Annotated in this window: 19 protein-coding genes, 1 tRNA gene and 2 pseudogenes; 12 read left to right on the top strand and 10 right to left on the bottom strand. The window is 75.3% G+C overall.

What is annotated here, in order from left to right; translation table 11 throughout:
• Positions 1 to 22: 22 nt before the first annotated feature.
• Genes AB0881_RS36360 through AB0881_RS36350 form a run of 3 tightly spaced genes read right to left on the bottom strand, consistent with a single transcriptional unit; the run spans position 23 to position 3,035 of the window.
• Positions 23 to 970 carry a VWA domain-containing protein gene (locus AB0881_RS36360; RefSeq protein WP_366624603.1) on the bottom strand — a complete coding sequence of 316 codons (948 nt, stop codon included), beginning with the start codon at positions 968 to 970 and terminating at the stop codon, positions 23 to 25.
• Entirely contained in the window at positions 967 to 1,983 is a 1,017-nt protein-coding gene (locus tag AB0881_RS36355; RefSeq protein WP_366624633.1) for a DUF58 domain-containing protein, read from the bottom strand. Before AB0881_RS36355 ends, AB0881_RS36360 begins: the two co-directional genes overlap by 4 nt.
• Before the next feature lie 41 nt (positions 1,984 to 2,024).
• Complete coding sequence (locus tag AB0881_RS36350; RefSeq protein WP_366624601.1) at positions 2,025 to 3,035, bottom strand: MoxR family ATPase; 1,011 nt, start codon at positions 3,033 to 3,035, stop codon at positions 2,025 to 2,027.
• Between the two features lie 189 nt (positions 3,036 to 3,224).
• On the opposite strand from AB0881_RS36350, the gene AB0881_RS36345 reads away from it, so the two are divergent.
• Positions 3,225 to 3,974, top strand: a complete 750-nt coding sequence (locus AB0881_RS36345) for a hypothetical protein (RefSeq protein WP_366624599.1) — start codon at positions 3,225 to 3,227, stop codon at positions 3,972 to 3,974.
• Between the two features lie 39 nt (positions 3,975 to 4,013).
• Positions 4,014 to 4,607, top strand: a pseudogene (locus AB0881_RS36340) (LysE family translocator); the annotation flags it as partial.
• Here the strand turns inward: AB0881_RS36340 and AB0881_RS36335 are convergent.
• Entirely contained in the window at positions 4,549 to 5,847 is a 1,299-nt protein-coding gene (locus AB0881_RS36335; protein ID WP_366624597.1) for an MFS transporter, read from the bottom strand. The pseudogene AB0881_RS36340 and the gene AB0881_RS36335 sit on opposite strands and share 59 nt — an antisense overlap.
• Positions 5,848 to 5,963: 116 nt before the next feature.
• On the opposite strand from AB0881_RS36335, the gene AB0881_RS36330 reads away from it, so the two are divergent.
• From AB0881_RS36330 to AB0881_RS36320, 3 genes are all read left to right on the top strand, one after another.
• The gene (locus AB0881_RS36330; RefSeq protein ID WP_366624595.1) at positions 5,964 to 6,563 is read left to right on the top strand and encodes a TetR family transcriptional regulator; all 600 of its coding nucleotides are present in this window, start codon (positions 5,964 to 5,966) and stop codon (positions 6,561 to 6,563) included.
• A gap of 100 nt (positions 6,564 to 6,663) precedes the next feature.
• A complete protein-coding gene (locus AB0881_RS36325) occupies positions 6,664 to 7,392 on the top strand; it encodes a hypothetical protein (RefSeq protein WP_366624593.1) in 729 nt (242 codons plus the stop codon).
• Complete coding sequence (locus AB0881_RS36320) at positions 7,389 to 9,044, top strand: DUF885 domain-containing protein (RefSeq protein WP_366624590.1); 1,656 nt, start codon at positions 7,389 to 7,391, stop codon at positions 9,042 to 9,044. Before AB0881_RS36325 ends, AB0881_RS36320 begins: the two co-directional genes overlap by 4 nt.
• 23 nt (positions 9,045 to 9,067) lie before the next feature.
• Here the strand turns inward: AB0881_RS36320 and glpK (AB0881_RS36315) are convergent, their stop codons facing one another.
• Positions 9,068 to 10,603: a glycerol kinase GlpK gene (glpK, locus tag AB0881_RS36315; protein ID WP_366624588.1), complete on the bottom strand. Its 1,536-nt coding sequence runs from the start codon at positions 10,601 to 10,603 to the stop codon at positions 9,068 to 9,070.
• A gap of 42 nt (positions 10,604 to 10,645) precedes the next feature.
• A complete protein-coding gene (locus tag AB0881_RS36310; RefSeq protein ID WP_366624586.1) occupies positions 10,646 to 11,413 on the bottom strand; it encodes an IclR family transcriptional regulator in 768 nt (255 codons plus the stop codon).
• A gap of 280 nt (positions 11,414 to 11,693) precedes the next feature.
• On the opposite strand from AB0881_RS36310, the gene AB0881_RS36305 reads away from it, so the two are divergent.
• The 3 genes from AB0881_RS36305 (at position 11,694) to AB0881_RS36295 (ending at position 16,031) form a co-directional block, all read left to right on the top strand.
• Positions 11,694 to 12,596, top strand: coding sequence for an MIP/aquaporin family protein (locus AB0881_RS36305; protein WP_366624584.1), 903 nt, complete (start codon positions 11,694 to 11,696; stop codon positions 12,594 to 12,596).
• A 57-nt stretch (positions 12,597 to 12,653) separates the two neighbouring features.
• Positions 12,654 to 14,171 carry a glycerol kinase GlpK gene (gene glpK / locus AB0881_RS36300; RefSeq protein WP_366624582.1) on the top strand — a complete coding sequence of 506 codons (1,518 nt, stop codon included), beginning with the start codon at positions 12,654 to 12,656 and terminating at the stop codon, positions 14,169 to 14,171.
• 141 nt (positions 14,172 to 14,312) lie between these two features.
• Entirely contained in the window at positions 14,313 to 16,031 is a 1,719-nt protein-coding gene (locus AB0881_RS36295; RefSeq protein WP_366624580.1) for a glycerol-3-phosphate dehydrogenase/oxidase, read from the top strand.
• A 10-nt stretch (positions 16,032 to 16,041) separates the two neighbouring features.
• Here AB0881_RS36295 and AB0881_RS36290 read toward each other — a convergent pair whose 3' ends face one another.
• Positions 16,042 to 16,959: an alpha/beta hydrolase gene (locus AB0881_RS36290; RefSeq protein ID WP_366624578.1), complete on the bottom strand. Its 918-nt coding sequence runs from the start codon at positions 16,957 to 16,959 to the stop codon at positions 16,042 to 16,044.
• 397 nt (positions 16,960 to 17,356) lie between these two features.
• On the opposite strand from AB0881_RS36290, the pseudogene erm reads away from it, so the two are divergent.
• A pseudogene (gene erm, locus AB0881_RS36285) lies at positions 17,357 to 18,164 on the top strand (ErmE/ErmH/ErmO/ErmR family 23S rRNA (adenine(2058)-N(6))-methyltransferase).
• Between the two features lie 15 nt (positions 18,165 to 18,179).
• Here the strand turns inward: erm and AB0881_RS36280 are convergent.
• Entirely contained in the window at positions 18,180 to 19,061 is an 882-nt protein-coding gene (locus tag AB0881_RS36280) for an NAD(P)H-binding protein (protein ID WP_366624576.1), read from the bottom strand.
• A 5-nt stretch (positions 19,062 to 19,066) separates the two neighbouring features.
• Complete coding sequence (locus tag AB0881_RS36275) at positions 19,067 to 20,122, bottom strand: saccharopine dehydrogenase NADP-binding domain-containing protein (RefSeq protein WP_366624574.1); 1,056 nt, start codon at positions 20,120 to 20,122, stop codon at positions 19,067 to 19,069.
• A gap of 85 nt (positions 20,123 to 20,207) precedes the next feature.
• Between AB0881_RS36275 and AB0881_RS36270 the strand changes: the two genes are divergently transcribed.
• Positions 20,208 to 20,792, top strand: a complete 585-nt coding sequence (locus tag AB0881_RS36270) for a TetR/AcrR family transcriptional regulator (protein WP_366624573.1) — start codon at positions 20,208 to 20,210, stop codon at positions 20,790 to 20,792.
• A 222-nt stretch (positions 20,793 to 21,014) separates the two neighbouring features.
• Positions 21,015 to 21,087: transfer RNA gene (locus tag AB0881_RS36265), tRNA-Cys, on the top strand.
• A 57-nt stretch (positions 21,088 to 21,144) separates the two neighbouring features.
• Here the strand turns inward: AB0881_RS36265 and AB0881_RS36260 are convergent.
• Positions 21,145 to 22,383 carry a hypothetical protein gene (locus AB0881_RS36260; protein WP_366624571.1) on the bottom strand — a complete coding sequence of 413 codons (1,239 nt, stop codon included), beginning with the start codon at positions 22,381 to 22,383 and terminating at the stop codon, positions 21,145 to 21,147.
• 307 nt (positions 22,384 to 22,690) lie between these two features.
• On the opposite strand from AB0881_RS36260, the gene AB0881_RS36255 reads away from it, so the two are divergent.
• Positions 22,691 to 23,114: hypothetical protein (locus AB0881_RS36255; protein ID WP_366624569.1), on the top strand; the 424-nt coding region annotated here is incomplete at its 3' end.

Genomic DNA, 23,114 nt, shown 5'->3' with positions numbered 1-23,114 from the left:
CGACCGTACCAGCGCGCGGACGCTACGGGAGCCGGGAGAACCAGGCCAGCGAGGCCCCGCCGGCGGCCAGGGCGAGCAGCAGCGCGATGCCGGTGAAGCGGGCGGCCACGTCGCGGTGCTCGATCTTGAAGCCGAGGGAGCTGCCGATGCTGTCGTAGACCTCCGACAGCTGCCCGGCGTCGGCGGCCTCGTACGGCTTGCCGCCGCTGCCCTCGGCCAGCGCGCGCAGGGTTTCCTTGTTGACCGAGACGCTGGTGGTCTCGCCCTCGATGTCGACGGTGCCGTACGGGGTGCCGAACGCGATCGTGGAGACCGGGATCTGGGCGGTGCGGGAGGCGTCGACGGCCTCGCCGACCGAGCGTCCGGTGGTGTTGTCGCCGTCCGACAGCAGCACGATGTGGGCGGGCGGCGGGTCGTCGCGGGCTTCGGCGTCGAACGACCGGACGGCCTGGAGGGAGGCGAAGACGGCCTCGCCGATGGCGGTGCGCTTGGCGAGGACGAGCTGGTCGATGGAGGCGATGGCGGCCTGCCGGTCGGCGGACGGCGCGGCGACCACGCTGGCGTTGCCGGCGAAGGAGACGACGCCGACGTTGAAGCGCGCGGGCAGGTCGCGGATGAACTTCTTGGCGGCGGACTTGGCGGCCTCGAACCGGTCGGGGGTGACGTCCTTGGCCATCATCGACAGCGAGACGTCGACGGCGACCATGACGGTGGCGCGGTCGCGGGGGACCTTGACGCCGGTGGCGGGCCGCGCGAACCCGATCATCATGATCAGCATCATGGCGAGGAAGAGCCCGGCGGCGACGTGGCGGCGCCAGCCGGGGCGCCTGGGCGCGACCTCCGCGAGCAGGGCCAGGTTGGTGAAGCGGACGGCGTACTTGCCGCGGCGCATCTGCAGGACGACGTAGGCGGCGGCCAGCACGGGGAGCAGGGCCAGCAGCCAGAGCCGTTCGGGCGACAGGAAGGTCATGGGCGCACCCCGCTGGCGGCGACGGCGCGGCCGGCGGCGCGGCGCTGGCGGAGGGCGAAGCGCGCGACGTCGGCGACCCAGTCGCGGTCGGTGCGCAGCACCAGGTGGTGGGTGCCGCAGCGGCGCAGGGCGGCGCGGGTGCGCTCGCGCTGGGCCGCCGCGGCGGCGGCGTAGCGTTCGCGGACGCGGCGGTTGAGCACGATCTCGTGTACGGCTCCGGTCTCGGGGTCGGTCATCTCCACCAGCCCGACGTCGGGCAGGTCGAGTTCGCGGGGGTCGATGATCTCCACGGCGAGGACCTGGTGGCGGGCGGCCATGCGGCGCAGGGGGCGTTCCCAGTCGGGGCCGTGGGCGGCGCGGTCCTCGGCGGTCTCGTCGGGCGGCGGGAGGAAGTCGGAGATGATGACGCGCAGGCCGCGGCGGGTCTGGCCGCGGTCGAGGGCGGCGATGCCGTCGGCGAGGCCGCCGACGGGGCGGTCGCTGAACGCGCGGGCGCCGATGCGGTGGCCGCCCTGGACGTCCTTGGCGGCGGCGGGGGCGCCGGGGTCGGGCGCGGCGTCGAGGATGGCCTGCAGGAGGGCGTACATGGCGGCCTTGCCGGTGCGGGCGGGCCAGCGGCGCATCTCGCCGGGCTGCAGGAGGTAGGCGCCGACGCGGTCGCCGAGCCGTACGGTCAGGAAGCCGACGGCGGCGAGGGCGGCGACGGCCAGGTCGCGCTTGACCATGGAGTGGGTGCCGAAGTCCATGCTGGGGGTGAGGTCCATGAGGGCCCAGGCCTCCAGCTCGTGGTCGGCGATGAGGTCGCGGACGTGGGGGGTGGTGGTGCGGGCGGTGACGGCCCAGTCCATGTGGCGGATGTCGTCCTCGCCGGGCTGGTAGACGCGGGCCTCGGCGAGTTCGGTGCCGGGGCCGGGGATGAGGCCGAGGTGCTCGCCGTTGAGGAGGCCGTCCAGGCGGCGGGTGACCTGGAGTTCCAGGCGCCGCAGGGTGCGTTCGGGGGCGAGCGCGGCGATCTTGCCGCCGCGGTCGCGGCGGGGGCGGGCGGGGCCGCGGCTCACTGGGCGGTCACCGCTCCCTGGTTCCAGACCACGCGGGGCGGGGGGACGGCGGTGAGGATCTGGCTGACGACGTCGCCGGTGTCGACGCCGTCGGCGAGGGCGTCGAAGGTGAGGACGATGCGGTGGCCCATGACGTCGCGGGCGACGGCGCGGACGTCGTCGGGCAGGACGTAGTCGCGGCCGCTGAGCAGGGCGAGGGCGCGGGCGGCGGCGACCAGGCCGAGGGTGGCGCGGGGGCTGGCGCCGATCTCGATGACCTGGCGCAGGTCGGGCAGGCGGTACTGCTCGGGTTCGCGGGTGGCCATGACGAGGCGGACGATGTAGTCGGCGACGAGCTCGTGGACGGAGACCTCTTCGGCGGCGCGCTGGAGGGCGGTGAGCCGGTCCAGGTCCAGGACGGTCTCGGCGGCGGGCGGGTCGACGCTCATCCGCTGCAGGATCTGGAGTTCCTCGTGGGCGCCGGGGTAGCGGACGTCGATCTTCATCAGGAAGCGGTCGCGCTGGGCCTCGGGGAGGGGGTAGACGCCCTCGGACTCGATGGGGTTCTGGGTGGCGAGGACGATGAACGGCCTGGGCAGGGGGTAGGTGTTGCCGCCCAGGGAGACCTGGCGTTCGGCCATGACCTCCAGGAGGGCGGACTGGACCTTGGCGGGGGCGCGGTTGATCTCGTCGGCGAGGACGAAGTTGACGAAGACGGGGCCGAGTTCGACGTCGAACTGCTCGGTGGAGGGGTGGTAGATGCGGGTGCCGACGATGTCGGAGGGGACCAGGTCGGGGGTGAACTGGAGGCGGGCGAAGGTGCCGCCGACGACCTGGGCGAGGGTGCCGACCGCGAGGGTCTTGGCGACGCCGGGGACGCCCTCGATGAGGCAGTGGCCCCGGGCCAGGAGGGCGACGACCATCCGTTCGACCATGTGCTCCTGGCCGACGATGACCTTCTTGACCTCGGCCACGGTCTGCTGGAGCAGCGCGGCGGACTGGTCGACATCGTTGGCGGCGACGGTCATCGGGGCGTCCTCACTGTCCTCCGGGTGCTGGCGGGCGCGTTTCCGACCCTACGCGATCACATGTACCCGTTCGTGCGGGACGGCCGTACCCGTGGCGGGTACGCCGTGGGCGCCTCATGGTGAGTCCGATGCCCGGGGGCGGGCTGTAGTGTGGCGGCCATGTCCAGGCCGTTGCCACCCGGTGACCCCATGCGGCTGGGTCCGTACCGGCTGTCCGCCCGGTTGTCGGAGACCTCGGCGGGGATCGTGTATCTCGGCGAGGACGATGCGGGGCGGCGGGCGAGCGTCGCGGTGCTGAACCGGGGCGCGGCGGGCGACGCGGCGGCGCGGGACCGGTTCCGGGCGGCGATCACGTCGGAGCTGCCGGGGCCGGGGCGGCCTCCTCAGTTGGGGCCGGAGGATCCGGCGCCGATCGTGGCGGCGCAGCCGGACGGGGAGGCGCCGTGGGTGGCGGTGTCGTACGACGCCGACCGCGCGGGCCGGGCGGGTGCGGAGCGGTTCCTGGACCCGGTGGTGCTGGCGGGGTCGTTCCGGGGGCGGTGGCCGGGGCGCCGGCGGGGGCCGCAGTTCCAGCCGTACTGGCTGGGGGCGGACGGTCCGGCGCTGGAGCGGCCGCGGCCGTCGTACGTGCCGGGTCCGGCGCCGGTGCCCGAGCGGCGCGAGCGCGGCCTGGTGGCGGCGATCCTGACGCTGGCGGGGGTGCTGGCGTTGCTGGCGCTGCTGATGCTGATCCTGTTCGCGTGCCAGCCGAAGGTGGCGGAGCCGCCTCCGCCGCCGCCGGATCCGCCGTCGCAGCAGCTTCCGCAGCCGCCGCCTCCGTCGCGGGCGCCGACCACGCCGTCGCCGTCGCCGAGCCCGGTGCCGCCGACGTCCCCGCCGCCGTCGCCGTCGCCGGGGGACACCGGCGGCGAGGGTCCCGAGGACGGCGGCCCGCTTTAAGGCGTTGCGCCGCGCGGGGCGCGCGGTGAGCATGGGGTCATGCTGGAGAGCCTGATCGCCTTCGCCGGCGCCGCGGTCCTGATCGCGATGGTGCCGGGCCCGAGCACGGTCGTGATCATGCGGTCGGCGGTGCGGTCGGGGCGCCGCGCCGGTTTCGCGGCGGTGCTGGGGAACGAGACCGGGGTGCTGCTGTGGGGTCTGGCGGCGGCGCTGGGGCTGTCGGCGCTGCTGGCGGCGTCGCGGCTGGCCTATGACGGGTTGCGGATCGCGGGCGCGGCGGTGCTGGTGTACTTCGGTGCCCGCGCCCTGTGGCAGGCGCGCCGGGGTGCCGATCCGGCGGCCGCGGGGGACACCGAGGGCGCAGAGGGCACGGGGGGCGCGGGAGCGGCGCCGTTGTGGCGGTGCTACCGGCTGGGGCTGGTGACCAATTTCGCCAATCCGAAGGCGGGGGTGTTCGCGGTGTCGTTCCTGCCGCAGTTCGTGCCGCAGTCCGTGCCGGGCGGGTGGCCGGTCGCGGTGGTGCTGGTGGGGTTCGCGGTGCTGTGGGCGCTGATCGACCTGGTCTGGTACGCGGTCATCGTGTGGACGGTGGACGCGGCGCGCCGGGCGTTCGACCGTCCGGGGGTGCGGAGGCGCCTGGAGCAGGTGTCGGGTGTGGTCCTGGTGGGCTTGGGCGTGCGTCTGGCTTCAGAGACCCGCTGAGGGGCCGGGCGAGGCGTCCGGCGAGGCCGAAGAGGGCGAGCCCGGCGAGTGCGGCGGCCGCGGCCGCGAGGGGCAGCGCTCCGCCGCCGTGGGCGGAGAGCAGGTGGCCGCCGAGTGCGCCGCCGCCGGCGACGCCGATGTAGACGGCGCTGCTGTTGAGCGCCAGGGCCTGGGGTCCGGCGGGCCCGGCGAGGGCGAGCAGGCGCGCGGCGGTGGGCGGCGGGATCCACCAGGCGGCCAGCGACCACACCAGCAGGAGCGGCAGGGCGAGCGCGAGGGCGGCGGGGCGGGCGAGCCAGAGGGCGTACAGGCCGGTCATGGCGGCGGCGAAGGCGAGGGTGCCGGCGCTCATGGCGGTGCCGGGGCCCCAGCGGTCGGTGGCGGCGCCGCCGAGGCGGCCGCCGGCGATGCCGGCGAGGCCGGACAGGACGAACACGGCGCCGAGGGCGGTGGCGCCGGTGCCGGACAGGCCGCGCAGGAACGGCGCCAGGTAGGTCAGGAAGAGCATGTTGCCCAGGACGGCGGCGGTGGCGGCGAGCAGGCCGGTGAGGACGGCGGGCCGCGACAGCGGGGCGAGGCGTTCGCGGAGGGTGGCGGCCTCGCCGGGCGGCGGGTCGGGCAGCGTGGCGCGCAGGGCGATGAGGGAGGCGATGCCGAGCGCGCCGCCCAGGACGAACGCGCCGTGCCAGGAGGTGGCGGCGGCGATCCAGGTGCCCAGCGGGACGCCGGCGACGAACGCGCCGGTGAGGCCGGTCATGACCATGCCGAGGTAGCGGCCCTGGCGGCCTTCGGGGGCGAGTGCGGCGGCGATGGCCAGGGCGGCGGGGACGACGGCGGCGGCGGCGAGCGCGGCGGCCGCGCGCAGGGCGACCAGTGCGGTGTAGCCGCCGGCGAGGGGGACGGCGAGGTTGGCGGCGATGAAGACCAGCAGGGCGCCGGTGAGCAGGCGGCGGCGCGGCCAGGTGGCGGTGAGCACGGCCAGGACGGGCGAGGCGAGGGCGAAGGTGAGGGAGAAGACGGTGACGAGCTGCCCGGCGGCGCTCTCGGTGACGCGGAGGTCGGCGGCGATGCCGGGCAGCACGCCGGCGACGACGTAGTCGTCGGTGGAGAAGGTGAAGGTGGTGAGGGTGAGGGCGAGCAGCCAGGCTGGGGTGCGCCTGTCTCCGGGCATGGGGCGTCCTCCTCGGGAGGTTTCGGGGCGAGGCGAGTTAAGGTAACGACTGTTACCTTAATAGGGTGGGGGCGCCGGCGTCCAACCCGCCGGCGTGCCGCCCGGAAGGAAGCGCCATGGCCAGGCCCCGCGACCCCGACCGCCGTGCCGAACTGCTGGACGGGGTCCTGGAGTACCTGGCCGGCAACGGCCTGTCCACGCTGTCGATGCGGCCGCTGGCCGAGCATCTGGGGCACAGCACCCGCGTGCTGACCCACCACTTCGCCGACAAGCGCGCGCTGCTGGGCGCGGTGCTGGCCCGGCTGGACGAGCGGCAGCGCGAGCGGCTGCGGGCGCTGCCCGGCTGGGACGGCGAGCGCCCGATGGGCGAGATCGTCCGCGCCGCCTGGGACTGGCAGCTGGCCGCCGAGAACCTGCCGTTCACCCGGCTCGTCCACGAGATCGAGGGGCTGGCCGCCGGGGGCCGGCTGCACGGGCAGGTCACCCGGCTGCTGGCCGACCGGGTGGAGTTCGTGGCCGCGTCGTTCCGCGCCCGCGGCGTCCCGGCGGAGGCCGCGGTACGGTACGCGACCGTGCAGAACGCCGCGTTCGCCGGCCTGCAGATCGACTTCCTCAACACCGGGGACCGCGACCGCGCCGAGGAGGGCATCGCGTGGCTGGCCGCGCAGGCCGACCGGTGGATCGAGGAGGCCCGGCGGGACCGCGCGGCCCGGTGATTTCAGGGTCGGGGCCCGCTCGGTGAACAATGTCCCTGAAAATGTCCCCTGAGCGGGCCCGAGCGGGCCCGCTCGGCCGGAGTGGGGAGGGCGAAGGGCCATGCGATGCCCGGCGTGCGGCGGCGACACCGGTACGGACCTGACCGAATGCGCGAGGTGCGGCGCGCCGCTGGAGGCGGCACCGATCGTCCCCGACAGCTGGTTCGTGCAGCCCAAGCCGCCACCACCCGCCGACGACCCCACGCTGGTGGAGCACCGCTTCGCCGACATCCCGCCGGCGGGCGCGGCGCCGTTCGGGCCGCCGCCCGCGCCGCCTCTGTCACCTCCACAGCCAGGGCCGCAGGGACCGCCGCGCCGGCGGATGCCCGGCTACCTGGGCTGGGTGATCGCCGGCGGGTTCGCGCTGGCGCTGGCCGCCGTGCTGATCGTGCTGTGGCCCGCGGGCGACCCGGAAAGGGGCGAGGCGACCAACGCCGGCACCTCCGGCGCGCCCGCGCCCGCCGAGACCTCCGCCTCGGCCGTGCCCACCGAGCGGTTCTTCGTCGACACCTTCGCCGCGGCCCCCGGGTACGCGCAGCCCGGGACGGCCGGCGGGCCGGTCGGCCGGCTGGAGAAGGGCACCCACTACGTGTTCTGCAAGCAGCAGGGCCAGCGCATGAACCGCAAGGGCGGCGCCGCGACCAACCACTGGTGGCTGCTGACGAACCTGGACCGGGTGTACGCCGGCGGCAGCCCGCGCGCGTGGGTCCCGGCGCTGTACCTGGCGCACTGGGGCGACGACGAGGCCAAGGACAACTCCGGCCGCGACATCCCCGACTGCCCGCGATGATCGCCCCGTACCAGGGCGGCGGGACGACGCCGCTGGAGGACCTCGCGGACCGGTACGTGGACGCGTTCGCCGAACTCGACCCCTGCGCGGCCGCCCTGATGGGCATCGCCGGGCAGGAGGGGCGGCTCACCGACTACGGCCCCGACGGGCACGCCGCCCGCGCCGACCTGTCGCGCCGCACGCTGGCCGCCCTCGACGGCGTCCCGGTGGCGGGCGAGGCCGAGCGGATCGCCGCGGCGGTGCTGCGCGAGCGGCTGGAGACCGAGGTCGCGCTGGACGAGGCGGGCGTGCGCGAAGGGCACCTGGACGTCCTGGACGGCCCGCCGCAGCGCCTGCGGCACGCGCTGGAACTGCTGGACCAGGGCGAGGCCACCGACTGGGACGCCGTGCACTCCGCGCTGCGCGCCCTGCCGGCCGCGCTGGACGGCCTGCGCACCGGCCTGGCCCGGGCCGCGCAGCAGGGCCGCCGCGCACCGCGCCGCCAGGTGGTGCGCAGCGCCCGCATGTGCCTGGACAGCCGCGCCTACCTCACCTCCCTCGCCGCGCGCCGCGACGGACTGGACGCCGCCGCCGGCGCCGCCGCGCAGGCCCTCACCGGTTTCGCGCGGTTCCTCACCGACGAGCTGGCGCCGCGCGCCCCCGAGCGGGACGCCGTCGGCGCCGACCGCTACCACCTCAACGTCCGCGACTTCCTCGGCACCCGCCTGGACCTGGCCGAGACCTACGCCTGGGGCTGGGAGGAGCTGGCCCGCGTCGAGGACCGGATGGCCGCGCTCGCCGGCCGCATCCGCCCCGGCGCCGCCGTGGCCGAGGTGACCGCCGCGCTGAACGCCGACCCCGCCCACCGGATCACCGGCGCGCGGAACTTCCTGGCCTGGATCCAGGACCTGGCCGACCGCGCCATCGCCGACCTCGACGGGACCCACTTCGACATCCCCGCGCCGCTGCACCGGCTGGAGTGCCGGATCCCGCCGGTGGAGTCGGGCATCTACTACCTGGCCCCGGCCGAGGACCTGTCGCGCCCCGGCACGGTGTGGTGGACGGTGCACGCCTCGGAGAAGGAGATCGTCACCTGGACCGTGCCGGCGACGATGTTCCACGAGGGCGTGCCGGGCCACCACCTCCAGCTCGGCACGACCGTGCTGAACACCACCACCCTCAACCGCTTTCAGCGGGTCGGCGCCGAGCTGTACCCCGGGCACGGGGAGGGCTGGGGCCTGTACGCCGAGCGGCTGATGCAGGAGCTGGGCCACTACCGCGACCCGGCGCACGAGCTGGGGATGCTGGCGGGCGGCCAGCAGATCCGCGCCGCCCGCGTCGTCCTGGACATCGGCCTGCACCTGGGGCTGCCGATCCCCGCCGGTACGGGGTTCCACGAGGGCGAGCGGTGGACGCCGGAGCTGGCGTGGGAGTTCCTGCGCGCGCACTGCGGGCCGCTGAGCGACGAGCACGTCACGTTCGAGATCGACCGCTACCTGGGCCGCCCGGGGCAGGCCATCGCGTACAAGGTCGGCGAGCGGGTCTGGCTGGAGGCGCGCGAGGCCGCCCGCCGCCGCGCCGGCGCCGCGTTCGACCTGCGCGGCTTCCACCGGCGCGCGCTGGAGCTGGGCCCGATGGGCCTGGACCGGCTGCGCGCCGAACTCGGCGCCTGACACCGCCCGGAAGGGCCGGCGGCTCAGGTGGGGCCGTGGTCCTCGGCCGGGACCGGGCCCGTCCTGGTCCAGTCCAGCGACCGCTCCACCGCCCGCTTCCAGTTGTGGTACTCGGCGGCCCGCCGCCGCGGGTCCATGGCCGGGACCCACCGGGCGGCGCGGTGCCAGTTGCGCCGCAGCCCCTCCAGGTCGGCCCAGTACCCCACCGCCAGCCCCGCCGCGTACGCGGCCCCCAGCGACACGGTCTCCACGACCATGGGGCGCACGACGGGGACGTTCAGGACGTCGGCGACGCACTGCATCAGCAGGTGGTCGGCGGTCATGCCGCCGTCGGACTTCAGCTCCCGCAGCGGCAGGCCCGAGTCGAGGCTCATGGCGTCGGCGACCTCGCGGGTCTGCCAGGCGGTGGCCTCCAGGACGGCGCGGGCCAGGTGCCCCTTGGTGATGTAGGACGTCAGCCCGACGATGATGCCGCGCGCCTCGGGCCGCCAGTGCGGCGCGAACAGGCCGGAGAAGGCGGGCACGATGTAGCAGCCGCCGTTGTCGTCGACCGAGCGGGCCAGCGTCTCGATCTCCGGCGCGGTGCCGATCAGGCCGAGGCCGTCGCGGAACCACTGGACGAGCGCGCCGGTGATGGCGATGGACCCCTCCAGCGCGTACACGGCGGGCTCGTCGCCGACCTTGTAGCCGACGGTGGTGAGCAGCCCGTTGCCGGAGCGGACCGGCTCGGTGCCGGTGTTCATCAGCAGGAACCCGCCGGTGCCGTAGGTGCACTTGGTCTCGCCGGGGGCGTAGCAGGTCTGCCCGAACAGCGCGGCCTGCTGGTCGCCGAGGGCGGCGCCGATGCGGACGCCGGGGAAGACGCGGCGGGCGGTTCCGTAGATCTCGGTGGAGGAGCGGATCTCGGGGAGCATCGCGCGCGGGACGCCGAAGAAGTCCAGCAGGTCCTTGTCCCAGTCCAGGGTGCGCAGGTCCATGAGCAGGGTGCGGCCGGCGTTGGTGACGTCGGTGACGTGCACGCCGCCGTCGGGGCCGCCGGTGAGGTTCCAGATCAGCCAGCTCTCCATGGTGCCGAACAGCACCTCGCCGCGCTCGGCGCGCTCGCGGACGCCGGGCAGGTGGTCCAGCAGCCAGCGCACCCGCGGCGCGGAGAAGTAGCCGGCCAGCGGCAGCCCGGTGCGCTCGGGGACCATCGCGGCGCCGGGCGCGCCGGCCATCTCCTCCACCAGGGCGTCGGTGCGGGTGTCCTGCCAGACGATGGCGTGCTCGACCGGGGCGCCGGTGACGCGGTCCCACAGCACGGTGGTCTCGCGCTGGTTGGCGATGCCGGCGGCGGCGACCTGGGCGGGGGAGACGCCGGCCTGGGCGAGCGCCTCGGGCGCGATGCGCTCCAGGTTGCGCCAGATCTCCAGGGCGTCGTGCTGGACCCAGCCGGGCCGGGGGAAGTGCTGGCGGTGCTCGCGCTGGGCGACCGAGACCAGCCGGCCGCCGTGGTCGAACAGGATGCAGCGGGTGGAGGTGGTGCCCTGGTCGATCGACATGACGTACCGCTCGGTCATGACCGCACCCCTTCCGGTACGGCCTCTGCCGGCGGGCGGCGGCTACCAGCGGGAGGCGCCCAGGTCGCGCGAGACGGCGCGGGAGGCGTCGCGGACGTAGCCGACCAGGGCGGGCTCGGGGACGCGGCCGGCGCCGCACAGCCGCTCGACGGCGCCCGACACCCCGATCGCGCCGACGACCAGCCCGCCGTACCCGCGGATGGGGGCGGCGATGGACGCCTCGCCCAGCGCCATCTCCTCGATCTCGGCGGCCCAGCCCTGCTCCCGGACGCGGGTGAGGGCGCGGGCCAGCGAGCGGTGGTCGGTGATGGTGCGGCGGCAGTACGACTCCAGCGCGGTGCCGCGGACGGAGGCGGCGGCGTTGGCGTCGTGGGCCAGCAGCGCCTTGCCCAGGGCGCTGGCGTGCAGCGGCAGGAGCGTGCCGATGTCCATGGCCTGCAGCGAGTCGTCGGGCCGGAAGACGTGGTGGACGACCAGGACCTTGCCCTCCAGCAGCGTCCCGATCCGGACGGCCTCGCCGCTGCGGGCGGCCAGCGCGTCGGCCCAGTTGATCGCGCGCGAGCGCAGCTCGTTGACGTCGAGGTAGCTGGTGCCCAGGTGCAGCAGGGCGGCGCCGAGCTGGTACTTGCCGCTGGCCTCGTCCTGCTCGACGAACCCGACGCGGACCAGGGTGCGCAGGATGCCGTGCACGGTGCCGCGGGCGAGCCCCAGCGAGCTCGCCAGCTCGCCGACGCCGAGCCGGCCGGAGCTGCTGGCCAGCATCCGCAGGATGGCCGCGGCCCGTTCGATCGACTGCACCGGTCCCGGCATGCGGCCGATACTAGGACCGCGGAAAGTGTGCCGACAATGTCGGCGTCCGCCGCCATCGCCGCAGGCGGCGCGCCGACCTGCCCGAACATCTGCCCGAACCCTGTGATCTGGGGCATATCGGGGAGCGTAATGGGCCGGGTGCCGAGGGGAAAGTGTTCGACATTGTCGGCACCCGTCCGTTGACCCCCCGCGGTGCCCTGCCTAGCGTCCTGGCCAGCCGCTCGCCGGGCCCGCGGGCGCTTCCCACCCCCCACCCCAGCCTGCCAAGGGAGGCACGGTCATGGCGGACGAGAACAGGGAGCCGACCGCGAGAACCGAACCGGCCGGACGCGGCGCGCCGCCCAGCGGCGTCGAGCCCGAAGCCGCCCCCGCGCCCGCCGGCATGCTCGGCGCGCTGGCCGCCGAGTTCGCCGGCACGATGATCCTCATCCTCTTCGGCGTCGGCGTCGTCGCGCAGGTCGCCGCCGCCGGCATCGGCGACCACGACAGCATCGCCTGGGCCTGGGGCCTGGGCGTCACCCTCGGGGTGTACGTGGCGGCGCGGGCCAGCGGCGCCCACCTCAACCCCGCCGTCACGTTCGCGCTGGCGGTGTTCAAGGACTTCGAGTGGCGCCGGGTGGCGCCGTACATGCTGGCGCAGACCCTCGGCGCGTTCGTGGCCGCGCTGATCGTGCGGTGGAACTACTCCGAGGTGCTGGCCAAGGTCGACCCCGACCACACCATCAAGACGCAGGGCGTCTTCTCCACGCTGCCCGGCAACGGCGAGCTGCCGGTCGGCACGATGGGCGCGTTCCGCGACCAGATCATCGGCACCGCCATCCTGCTGTTCCTGGTGCTGGCGGTCACCGACGCCCGCAACGACGGGCCCGCCGCCAACCTCGCGCCGTTCGTGATCGGCCTGATCGTGGTGGCGATCGGGATGGCGTGGGGCACCGACGCCGGCTACGCGATCAACCCGGCCCGCGACTTCGGGCCGCGGCTGGCCTCGTTCTTCACCGGATACGGCGGCGCCTGGCGCGACCAGTACGGCGAGCTGTACTTCTGGGTGCCGATCATCGGCCCGCTCATCGGCGGCGTCCTCGGCGCCGGCCTCTACAAGGGCCTGGTCGGGCGGTTCCTGCCGCCCAAGCCGGACGCGATCCCAGAGCCGGTCCCGGCCCGCGTCCCCGCCGAGGCGGCCTGACCCGCGTCCGCCCCGCCCCAACCAGGCCCGATCCGGCCCCATCAGGAGGACACCACCATGAGCGACTTCGTCGGCGCGGTCGACCAGGGGACGACCAGTACCCGCTTCATGATCTTCGATCACGGCGGCAACGAGATCGCCCGCCACCAGCTCGAGCACGAGCAGATCCTGCCGCAGGCCGGGTGGGTCGAGCACAACCCCACCGAGATCTGGGAACGCACCCGCGCCGTCATCCAGACCGCGCTGACCAAGGCGAACCTGACACACGCGGACCTGGCCGCCCTCGGCATCACCAACCAGCGCGAGACCGCCGTGGTGTGGGACCGCCGCACCGGGCGGCCGTACTACAACGCGATCGTGTGGCAGGACACCCGCACCGACCGGATCGCCTCCGCGCTGGACCGCGACGGCCGCGGCGACGTCATCCGCCGCAAGGCCGGCCTGCCGCCCGCCACCTACTTCTCCGGCGGCAAGATCCAGTGGATCCTGGAGAACGTCGACGGCGTCCGGGAGGCCGCCGAGGCCGGCCACGCGGTCTTCGGCACCACCGACAGCTGGCTGCTGTGGAACCTCACCGGCGGCCCCGACGGCGGCGTGCACGTCACCGACGTCACCAACGCCAGCCGGACGATGCTGATGGACCTGGAGACCCTCGACTGGGACGAGGAGCTGCTGTCGTTCTTCGGCATCCCCCGCGCGATGCTCCCGGCCATCCGCCCGTCGTCGGCGCCCGACCCGTACGGCCTCACCCGCCCGGACGGCCCGCTGGGCGGCGAGGTCGCGCTGACGGCCGCGCTGGGCGACCAGCAGGCCGCCACCGTCGGGCAGGTGTGCTTCGCGCCCGGCCAGGCCAAGAACACCTACGGCACCGGCAACTTCCTGCTGCTCAACACCGGCACCGAACTGGTGCGCTCCGCCAGCGGGCTGCTGACCACCGTCTGCTACCAGCTCGGCGACGACGCCCCCGTCTACGCCCTGGAGGGCTCGATCGCGGTCACCGGGTCGGCGGTGCAGTGGCTGCGCGACCAGCTCGGCATCATCTCCGGCGCCGCGCAGAGCGAGTCCCTCGCCCGGCAGGTGGACGACAACGGCGGCGTCTACTTCGTCCCGGCGTTCTCCGGGCTGTTCGCCCCGTACTGGCGCAGCGACGCACGCGGCGCCATCGTCGGCCTGTCGCGCTTCAACACCAACGCCCACCTGGCCCGCGCGACGCTGGAGGCCATCTGCTACCAGACCCGCGACGTCGTCGAGGCGATGCGCGAGGACTCCGGCGTCGCCCTGGACGTCCTGAAGGTCGACGGCGGCGTCACCGCCAACGAGCTGTGCATGCAGATCCAGGCCGACGTGCTCGGCGTCCCGGTGTCGCGGCCGGTCGTCGCCGAGACGACCGCGCTCGGCGCCGCCTACGCCGCCGGCCTGGCCACCGGGTTCTGGAAGTCGACCGCCGAGCTGGCCGGCAACTGGAACGAGGACCGCCGCTGGACGCCCGGCTGGGACGCCGAGCAGCGCGAGCGCGGCTACGCCGGCTGGAAGAAGGCCGTCGGCCGCACCCTCGACTGGGTCGACGTGACCTGACCGCCCCCGCGGCCAGACCGCCTCCCGACGGTCACCCGATGGCCACCGGCGGCCATCTCCGCACAGCGGGGGGCGGGGCAGGAACACCGGCGACCGGCCCCGCCCCCACCACCCGTCCACCGTCCGCGTGAGGAGCACGCCGTGAGATCCGTATCCCTGGGCCCGCAGTACCGCCAGGACGCCCTGGCGCGGCTGGCCGGAACCGAGTTCGACGTCCTGGTGGTCGGCGGCGGGATCGTCGGCGCCGGCGCCGCCCTGGACGCCACCTCGCGCGGCCTGTCGGTCGCGCTGGTCGAGGCGCGCGACTGGGCGGCGGGCACCTCCAGCCGCTCCAGCAAGCTCGTGCACGGCGGCCTGCGCTACCTGGAGCAGCGCGACTTCGGCCTGGTCCGCGAGGCGCTGCGCGAGCGTGCGCTGCTGCTGACCCGGCTGGCGCCGCACCTGGTGCGGCCCGTGCCGTTCCTGTACCCGCTGCGCCACCGGCTGTGGGAACGCGCCTACGTCGGCGCGGGCGTGACCCTCTACGACACCATGGGCGGCGCGCGCGCCATGCCGCGGCACCGGCAGCTGACCCGCGGCGCCGCCCTGCGCGAGGCCCCCGGCCTGCGCCGCGGCGCCCTGGTCGGCGCCGTGCAGTACTACGACGCGCAGGTCGACGACGCCCGCTACACGATGACGGTCGCCCGCACCGCCGCCGACTACGGCGCGACCGTGACGACCCGCACCGAGGTGACGGGGTTCCTGCGGGAGGGCGAGCGGGTCACCGGCGCGGCGGTGCGCGACGCCGAGAGCGGCGTGGAGATCGCCGTGCGGGCCCGCCGGGTCGTCAACGCCACCGGAGTGTGGACCGACGGCGCGGGGCGGATGGCCGGCACCCGCACCGCGTTCAGCGTCCGCGCGTCCAAGGGCGTGCACCTGCTGGTGCGGCGGGACCGGATCGCGCTCAACACCGGCATCATCTCCCGCACCGACAAGAGCGTGCTGTTCGTGATCCCGTGGGGCCGGCACTGGATCATCGGGACGACCGACACCCCGTGGGAGCACGGCCCCGACGGCCCGTCCGCCGACGCCGCCGACGTCGACTACCTGCTGGACCAGGCCAACGCGCTGCTGCGGATCCCGCTGACCCGCGACGACGTGGAGGGCGTGTACGCGGGGCTGCGGCCGCTGCTGTCGGGCGAGGCCGACGACACCACCCGCCTGTCGCGCGAGCACACCGTCGCCGAGCCCGTCCCCGGCCTGGTCGTGGTCACCGGCGGGAAGTTCACCACCTACCGCGTGATGGCGCGCGACGCCGTCGACGCGGCCGCGGCCGGGCTGGACGCGGCCGTACCCGACTCGGTGACGGAGCGGCTGCCGATCCTCGGCGCGGTCGGGTTCGAGGTGCTGTGGAACGAGCGCCGCCACCTGGCCGAGGGCTCGGGCCTGCACGTGGCGCGGGTGGAGCACCTGCTGCGGCGGTACGGCTCATGCATCCCGGAGGTGCTGGCCCTCATCGCGCAGGACCCGGCGCTGGGCGAGCCCGTCCCCGGCGCGCCCGACTACCTGCGCGCCGAGGCCCTCTACGCCGCCACCCACGAGGGCGCCCTGCACCTGGAGGACGTGCTGGCGCGGCGGCTGCGGGTGGCGATGGAGGAGCGCGACGGCGGCCTGGCCGCCGCCCGCCACGTCGCCGCGCTGATCGCGCCCGTGCTGGGCTGGGACTCCGCCGAGACCGTCGCCGAGGTCGAGCGCTACATCGCGCACGTGCACGCCGAGCGCGGCACCGGCGCGGCCGTTCCCGCCGGAGACGCGGCGGCAGGGAAGGGCGGGGACACCGGCGACAGCGGCGACACCGAGGCGCTGCCGGCGTCGGCGTGAGCGGGGGCGTTCACAGCGCGGCGCGCACGGCGGCGCCGATCTCGGCGACGGCCTCGGCGGCGCGGCGCGCGTACGCCCCCCAGCCCAGGAAGCCGTGGTCCAGCCCGGTACCGGTGATGAGCGCGACCGGCACGCCCGCGGCGCGCAGCCGGGCGGCGTACGCCTCGGCCTGGGGGCGCAGCGGGTCGTACTCGGCGGTCGCGACGACGGCCGGGGGCAGCCCGGCCGGGTCGGGCACCAGCAGCGGCGACACCTCCGGCCGCGCCGGGTCGGCGCCGGCGAGGTAGAGGCCGAGGATCCGGTCCAGCCCCGAGGGGCCGAAGTCCAGCCCGTCCGGGTCGGGCGCCGCCGGCGGTACGGCCCGCAGGTCGACGGCCGGGTAGAGCAGCACCTGCAGCGCGGGCCCGCCGGTTCCGCGCCGGCCGCGCAGGCGCAGCGCGGCCGCGGCGGCCAGCTGCCCGCCCGCGCTGTCCCCGGCCACCCCGGTCCGGGCGGGGTCCAGCCCCAGCTCGGCGGCGCGCGCGGTGACCTGCTCGTAGGCGGCGACGGCGTCGTCCAGCGGGGCGGGGAAGGGGTCCTCGGGCGGGCGGCGGTAGTCCACCGACACCCACGCCACGTCACCGGCGGCGGCCGCGAGCGCGCGCACGACCGGGTCGTAGCCCTCCACGTCGCCCAGCGCCCAGCCGCCGCCGTGGAAGTACACCAGCCCGGGGACGGGACCCGCGGCCGCCGGCCGGTAGAGCCGGGCGGGGAGGGGCCCGGCCGGGCCGTCGAGCGTCAGGTCCTTCACGACGGCGACGCCGGGGCGGGGGAGCGGGGCCAGGTCGGCGGCGTGCCGGCGGCGGGCGTCGCCGATCGTGCGGCCGGGCGGCGGCGCTTGGGCCAGCCGGCGCCTCATGAAGGCCAGGTACTCCGGGTCGCGCCCCATGGCGGCCAGTGTAGGGGACGGCTCCGGTCCTCGGTGGCCTCGGTGGCGCGCCGGGGACCGGGCGCGGAAACCCGTTTGTGACGCCGGCGGGCGGGCGGCTAGGGTCGGCGGCGTGTGCTCTTCGATGACCGGCGGCGCCGCCAGGGCCGTCGCGCTCGCCGCCGCCTTCACCCGGCCGCGTGCCCGTCGCCCCGTCCTGGATCGGCCAGGCCGCGCCGGCGCCTGAACGCACGTCCCGTTCGTCTCGCATCGCACGTCGTTCCGCTCTCGCTTTCCGCGACCCGCCGTACCGGCGCCGTCCGCGCCTTTTGAGCCGCCCTCGCTGTGAGGGGCGGCGCCGCCTGCCTGTCCAGGGCCTCCGAGCGTCCATGACCCTCGTACCAGGACAGGCGACCTCATGCCTCAGCGTTCGACGCACCGATCACCCCTGCCCGCTGGTGCGGGCACGCGCGCCCGCAGGCGCCGCGAGCTGTCCCAGAATCTCCTCGCCGACCAGGCGGCCCTGCGCCGTCTCGTCCGTACCGCCGGCCTGGGGGCCGGCGACGTCGTCGTCGAGCCCGGCGCGGGCGACGGCCGGATCACCGCGGCGCTGGCCGCCCGCGCGGAGCGGGTGGTCGCCTACGAGATCGATCCGGTGATGGCGCGCCCGCTGCGCCGGGCTGCCCAACGTGCGCGCCGTGGCCGGCGACTTCCTGGCCGCCGCGCCGCCGCCCGGCCCGTTCCACGTGGTGGGCAACATCCCCTACGCGGCCACCTCGGCGATCGTGGAGTGGTGCCTGGCCGCGCCTGGGCTGCGGTCGGCGACGATGATCACGCAGCTGGAGTACGCGCGCAAGCGCACCGGCGGGTACGGGCGCTGGAGCCTGCTGACGGTGCGGACGTGGCCGCGGTTCGGGTGGCGGCTGGCGCACGCGGTGCCGCGCGAGCGGTTCCGGCCGGTGCCTCGGGTGGACGCGGGGGTGCTGCGGCTGGAGCGCCGCGAGCGCCCGCTGCTGCCGGCCGCGGCGCTGCCCGCGTACGAGCGGTGCGTGGCGGTCGGGTTCCAGGGGAGGGGAGGGACACTGCACGCCTCGCTGCGGCGCGAGTACCCGCGGGGGAGCGTGGACGCGGCGTTCCGCGCGGCCGGGGTGGACCGGGAGGCGGTCGTCGCCTTCGTCCACCCCGGCCAGTGGGTCGCGCTGTTCCGCGTCCTGCACCGCCTCTGACTGGACCTTACTTTGTCAAGGCCGGTGGCGGGAGACTGCGAACTCCGCGAGTGTCTGCGGCTTCCCGCCACCGATCTCTTCGATGGCAGCGGTCACCTCGTACAGCTCGTGGTGCGAGCCGATCGCGCGGAAGAGCCCCCACAGGTGGTCCAGGTGCTCGACGGCGACCGCGTCCCCGTACAGCGGCAGGGCGCGGTCGCGCCACTGCTCGGGGGACGGCCGGGTGTAGGCGAGGGTGTCGCCGCCGGCCGCGTACGACTCCACGATCTGCTCGACGGTGAGGATCTGCCCGGTGAGCCGGACGACCGGGTCCGGGACCGGGTCGGGGCTCGCCAGCAGCCCGGCGCCGACTCGGGCGACGTCGGCGCCGGCGATCAGCGGGACGACGGTGCCGGGCGGGCCGAGCGGTACGGGCAGCTCGCGGCGGCCGGTGGACTCGACGAGGAAGTCCAGGTTCTCGAAGAACACCGCGGCGCGCAGGTGGACGGCGCCGATCTCGGCCCGGTCCAGGACCTGCTCGGCCAGCCAGTGCCGGCGCATGTGCGGCGTTCCGGCGTGCGGGTCGGCGGCCAGCTGGGAGACCGCGACGACGCGTTCCAGTCCCTCCTGCCGCGCCGCGGCGGCGAACGCGGCGGCCGCGGTGAGCAGCCCTTCGGTGACGGGGTAGGTGAAGTAGGCGCGGCGCACGCCGCGCAGCGCCGGGAGCACGGTGGTGATCTCGCGCAGGTCGGCGGTGACGACCTCGGCGCCGAGGTCGCGCAGCCGGGCGGCGCGGTCGTCGTCGGTGCGGACGAGGGCGCGCACGGGCAGGCCGCGGGCCAGCAGCAGCTCGGTGACGAGGCGGCCGGTGGCGCCCTGGGTGCCGCCGGCGGCGCCGGTGACCAGGATCGGTTCCATCGCGTTCACCTTTCGCGGGGCGGGCCGTCGGGGAGGGTGAGGGTGAAGGCGCCGAGGCGTTCCAGGTCGCGCAGGAACGGCCCGGCGGGGAATGCCTCGGCGGTGCTGAGGACGCCGGTCTTGGCGGGTCCGTCGCCGGCGGCGATGCGTACGGCGGCCTCCACGGAGGCGAGGGCGCCGGCGCGCCACAGGTCGCGTCCGGTGGCGTGGCCGTGGGCTCCGGGTGTGCCGGGTTCGCCGACGGCCTGCACGGCGACGGTGAAGTCGGTGCGGGCGCGGTCGGCGGCGTCGATGTCCTCGGAGTCGAAGACGCGGGGCTCCTCGAAGGTGGCGGCGGTGAGGCGCAGGTCGACGTTGCGGGCCGGTACGTGCCGGGGGATGGTGACGATGTCGCAGGAGGGGAACGGGGCGATCACGGTGCGGGGGCCGAGGGGCGGGGGGAAGGCGAAGACGGCGTTGCCGGGTTCGACGTAGCCGATGTGGTGGGCGCCGTCGCTGAAGGTGATGCGGTCGGTCTCGGCGAACAGTTGCGCGGCGGTGTCCTTGGCGCCGGTGGTGAGCCGCCAGCCGCTGACGGCGTACCCGACGACGACGCGGTCGAGGGCGGTGAGCCCGGTGGTGACGGCGGAGGCGAGCAGGTCGCCGAGGCCGCCGTAGAAGCTGAGGCCGGGGATCATGGTGATGTCGGCGCCGCGGGCGGGTGCCTGGTAGGCGTCGAAGAGGTGCTTGACGTGGTGGGATTCGACGGCGTGGTCGATGTAGTGGCAGCCGCCGGCGACGGCGGCCGCGGCGACGGGGTCGCCGGTGCGGGAGAACGGGCCGGCGCAGTGGACGATGACGCGGGCGTCGCGGGTGATCTCGTGGAGTGCGGCGGTGTCGTCGAGGGGTGCGGTGCGGGTGCGGACGCGGCCGGGTGCGTCGAGTTCGGTGGCGAGGGCGTCCAGGGCGCGGGGGTCGCGGCCGGCCAGGAGGAGGTCCTGGCCGCGGGCGAGGAGTTCGGCGGCCACCAGGCGTCCGGTGTGGCCGTAGGCTCCGTAGATTGCGATGAGCGGTGCGGTCATGGTGCCGGGCTCATTTCCATACTTGGAGTATGTAACAGTTCCCGCAAGTTACATACTCGGAGTATGTACGTCAAGAGGAGGACGCATGGCACGCCGGACTCAGGCCGAGCGCTCGGACGCGACGACGGCCGGGCTGATCACCGCGGCCCAGGAGCTGTTCGGGCGCGACGGCTACGCCGCGACCTCGATCGACGCGGTCGCCGCCGCGGCCGGCATGACCAAGGGCGCCGCGTACCACCACTTCCAGGGCAAGGCGGCGCTGCTGCGGGCGGTGTTCGTGCGGCAGCAGGAGGAGATCGCCGCCGAGCTGGAGCGGGTCGCGGGGGAGGAGCCCGACCTGCGGGCCGCGTTGCGGCGGGGCGTGCGGACGTTCCTGGAGCGCTGCCTGGACCCGGCGTTCCGCCGGATCGTGCTGCTGGACGGCCCGGCGGTGCTGGGCTGGGACGCGGTGCGGGCGATCGAGTACGACCACGTCCTGCGCGTGCTGAGCGGGGGGATCGCGGCCGTGACGGCGGAGGGCGGCGGGGGAGTGGCGGAGGCCCGCGCGCAGATGCTGTTCGGGGCGGTGTGCGAGGCGGGGATGCTGCTGGCGCGCTCGCAGACGCCGCAGGAGACCTTCGAGACCGTCCTGGCCGAGGCGGAACGCCTTCTGGCGGCGGCCATCTCCTGACCCACCCTGAACCTTACAGCGTCAAGGTCGGTGATAGTGACTGTCATCATCATCACCCAGAGACACAAACATCAACTAGGCGACAGAGCCGGCGTGGGTCGGGTTCGACCAGGATGGCGGGCGTTCGCCGCAGGAGCGAAAAGGCGTTGCGGCGGGTGCGGGTGCGGGGCATTCTCGGTGGTGGATCGGGGGGCGGGTTCGCCGCCTCCGGGTCGCCGGCGTGGCGCTGTGGCTGAGTGGTCGAGGCGGCGGTCTGCAAAACCGTTCGATGTGGGTTCGATTCCCACCGGCGCTTCTGGTCTCGGGGCCGTGCGGGCCCGGTTCGCCCCGCGCGGTCCCGGGACCTTCGGTGTCACCAGGGGACGGCGGTGACGCTGATGTGGTCGTCGGCGGGGTTGTAGTGCGACATGAGCAGGTGCCGCGGGGTGGAGAGCTCGGGGTGGCCGATGTAGGCGCGGCACAGGTCGACGCCGGATTGGCCGCCGCAGGGGGCGGTGCCGCGGCGGGCCGGTTTCCAGGGCCCGGCGGGTGTGGGGGCGTGCCAGACACGGAAGTCGCCGTTGACGCCGTGCTGTTCGATGAGGGCGTATCCCTTGCCGAGGGCGGTGTAGTCGGCGACGTGGACGCCGGTGGGGGCGGCGCCGGGGAGCACCGAGTGGGCCTGGAAGGCGTCGGGGGTCCAGCCGTTGGCGGTGCGGTAGCGGTAGGCGGCGGGGTCGGTCCAGGTGGCGGGGTCGGCGGGGACGCGGGCGAGGGTGACGCGGCCGTTCTGGCAGGTGCCGAGGATCTGGTGGTCGCAGATGGCGGCGTACAGGTAGAGGTGGCCGCCGGCGAAGACGGGTGAGCCGAGGTTGTGCTGGAACGGGAGTCCGGCGGTGGCGGTGAAGACGCGTGCCTGGGCGCCGAGGGCGTTGGTGGCGGGGCGGTATTCGACGAGGCCGAAGCCTTGGGTGCTGATGGTGTTTCCGCGTACGCACACGTCGGTGTAGGTGAGCAGGAGTGCGGTGGTGCCGGGGCGGTGGGCGGCGCCGGAGATCCAGGAGGCGCTGTAGGCGGTTCCGGGGATGTGGCAGGGGGCGGTGGGGGATGGCGCGGCGAGATGGCCGGGCGCTGCGGGCACTGCGGGTGCTGTGGCGGGGAGTTGGAGGCCGGGGGGTGTGCGGAGCATGCCTTGGGGCGGGTGGTCGCCGGGGTTTTCGGGTGGTGCTTGCGGGGGTGGGGGGAGTTCGGTGAGTCCGGTGGGGACGCGGCCGGGGCGGTAGGGGCCGGTGGCGGCGGTGGCGCCGAAGGTGAGGCCGCGGTGGGTGCCGGACCAGAGGGAGTCGCAGAACAGCCAGAGGGTGTGTCCGGGGCGTGCGGGGAGTGGGGCGGAGTAGCCGCAGTCGCGGTTGATGTGGTTGCCGGGGGCGGCGGTCTCGTAGCGCGACAGCAGGCGTGCGGGTGGTGCGGTGTCGGTGGCGGGCGGGGGTGTGGAGGGGCCGATGAGGGGGGTGACCACCGCGGTGGTGAGGGCTGCGGCGATGGTGAAGGCGAGTGCGGGGCCGCGTGCGTTCCGGTGGGGGCGGCGGTGCGGGGAGCGGGGCGGCGCCATGGTGTCCTCTCGCTGCCGTCGCGGCGGGTGGCCCTACAGGGTGCCGTGTGCTCGGGCGGTGGTTCAAGTGCGGTGGGCGGGTGCGGGGTGTGGAGGGGCGGCGGGGCGGCGGCTCGGGATCGCTGTGGTGGCCGCCGGTGTCGTGAGCGTGGTTTGGCCGCCTGCTGGTGTCGCGGTGGGTTCCGTCCCCCGTCTCTCGCGGTCTCTGTTCTGCCTCTTGGGCGTCTGGGTGGCGTGGCGGGGCGGCATGTTTGCCCGGGGCGGGCGGGGTAGAGCCGCAACGACACGATGTGAAGGGAATGAGCACGTGGAAACCCCCAAGACCCCTCAGATGCCTGGTGCCGCCGAGAATGTGAAGGACGGTGCTGCCCGTACCACTGCCGGAGCCGCTGAGGCCGGGCGCGGCGCGGGCCGTGCGGCCGGTGGTGCCGCCCAGGACGCGGCCGGGACCGCGGCCGGTGCGGCGGGTGGCGCGGCCGCGAAGGCGCGTGACACCTCGCGGCAGGCCGCCGGGGCCGCGATGGCGGTGCCCGGGCAGGTGGCCAAGCTCACGAAGCTGATGACGCTGCGCAAGCTGCTGCGGGCCGCGCCGGCGGTGGCGGTGGCCGGTGCCGCGGTGGTGGTCGGGCGCCGTCTGCTGCGGCAAGAGCTTCACCGTGCGGTCGATCGTGGAGCTGGCGGCGGCGAAGAAGGCCAGGATCGTGCTGGTGGCGCCGACGGGGCGGGCGGCC

This window comes from Spirillospora sp. NPDC029432 (assembly GCF_040703975.1).
Lineage (GTDB): Bacteria > Actinomycetota > Actinomycetes > Streptosporangiales > Streptosporangiaceae > Spirillospora.
This window is presented reverse-complemented; position numbering and strand designations above follow the sequence as displayed.

Coding starts and splice junctions, on each gene's coding strand:
- AB0881_RS36280 (WP_366624576.1), bottom strand. CDS start 19,061: ATGGAACCGATCCTGGTCACCGGCGCCGCCGGCGGCACCCAGGGCGCC.
- AB0881_RS36310 (WP_366624586.1), bottom strand. CDS start 11,413: ATGCCGGGACCGGTGCAGTCGATCGAACGGGCCGCGGCCATCCTGCGG.
- AB0881_RS36305 (WP_366624584.1), top strand. CDS start 11,694: ATGGCGGACGAGAACAGGGAGCCGACCGCGAGAACCGAACCGGCCGGA.
- AB0881_RS36335 (WP_366624597.1), bottom strand. CDS start 5,847: ATGCCCGGAGACAGGCGCACCCCAGCCTGGCTGCTCGCCCTCACCCTC.
- AB0881_RS36290 (WP_366624578.1), bottom strand. CDS start 16,959: ATGGGGCGCGACCCGGAGTACCTGGCCTTCATGAGGCGCCGGCTGGCC.
- AB0881_RS36330 (WP_366624595.1), top strand. CDS start 5,964: ATGGCCAGGCCCCGCGACCCCGACCGCCGTGCCGAACTGCTGGACGGG.
- AB0881_RS36320 (WP_366624590.1), top strand. CDS start 7,389: ATGATCGCCCCGTACCAGGGCGGCGGGACGACGCCGCTGGAGGACCTC.
- AB0881_RS36275 (WP_366624574.1), bottom strand. CDS start 20,122: ATGACCGCACCGCTCATCGCAATCTACGGAGCCTACGGCCACACCGGA.
- glpK (WP_366624588.1), bottom strand. CDS start 10,603: ATGACCGAGCGGTACGTCATGTCGATCGACCAGGGCACCACCTCCACC.
- AB0881_RS36345 (WP_366624599.1), top strand. CDS start 3,225: ATGCGGCTGGGTCCGTACCGGCTGTCCGCCCGGTTGTCGGAGACCTCG.
- AB0881_RS36360 (WP_366624603.1), bottom strand. CDS start 970: ATGACCTTCCTGTCGCCCGAACGGCTCTGGCTGCTGGCCCTGCTCCCC.
- AB0881_RS36350 (WP_366624601.1), bottom strand. CDS start 3,035: ATGACCGTCGCCGCCAACGATGTCGACCAGTCCGCCGCGCTGCTCCAG.
- AB0881_RS36270 (WP_366624573.1), top strand. CDS start 20,208: ATGGCACGCCGGACTCAGGCCGAGCGCTCGGACGCGACGACGGCCGGG.
- AB0881_RS36260 (WP_366624571.1), bottom strand. CDS start 22,383: ATGGCGCCGCCCCGCTCCCCGCACCGCCGCCCCCACCGGAACGCACGC.
- glpK (WP_366624582.1), top strand. CDS start 12,654: ATGAGCGACTTCGTCGGCGCGGTCGACCAGGGGACGACCAGTACCCGC.
- AB0881_RS36325 (WP_366624593.1), top strand. CDS start 6,664: ATGCGATGCCCGGCGTGCGGCGGCGACACCGGTACGGACCTGACCGAA.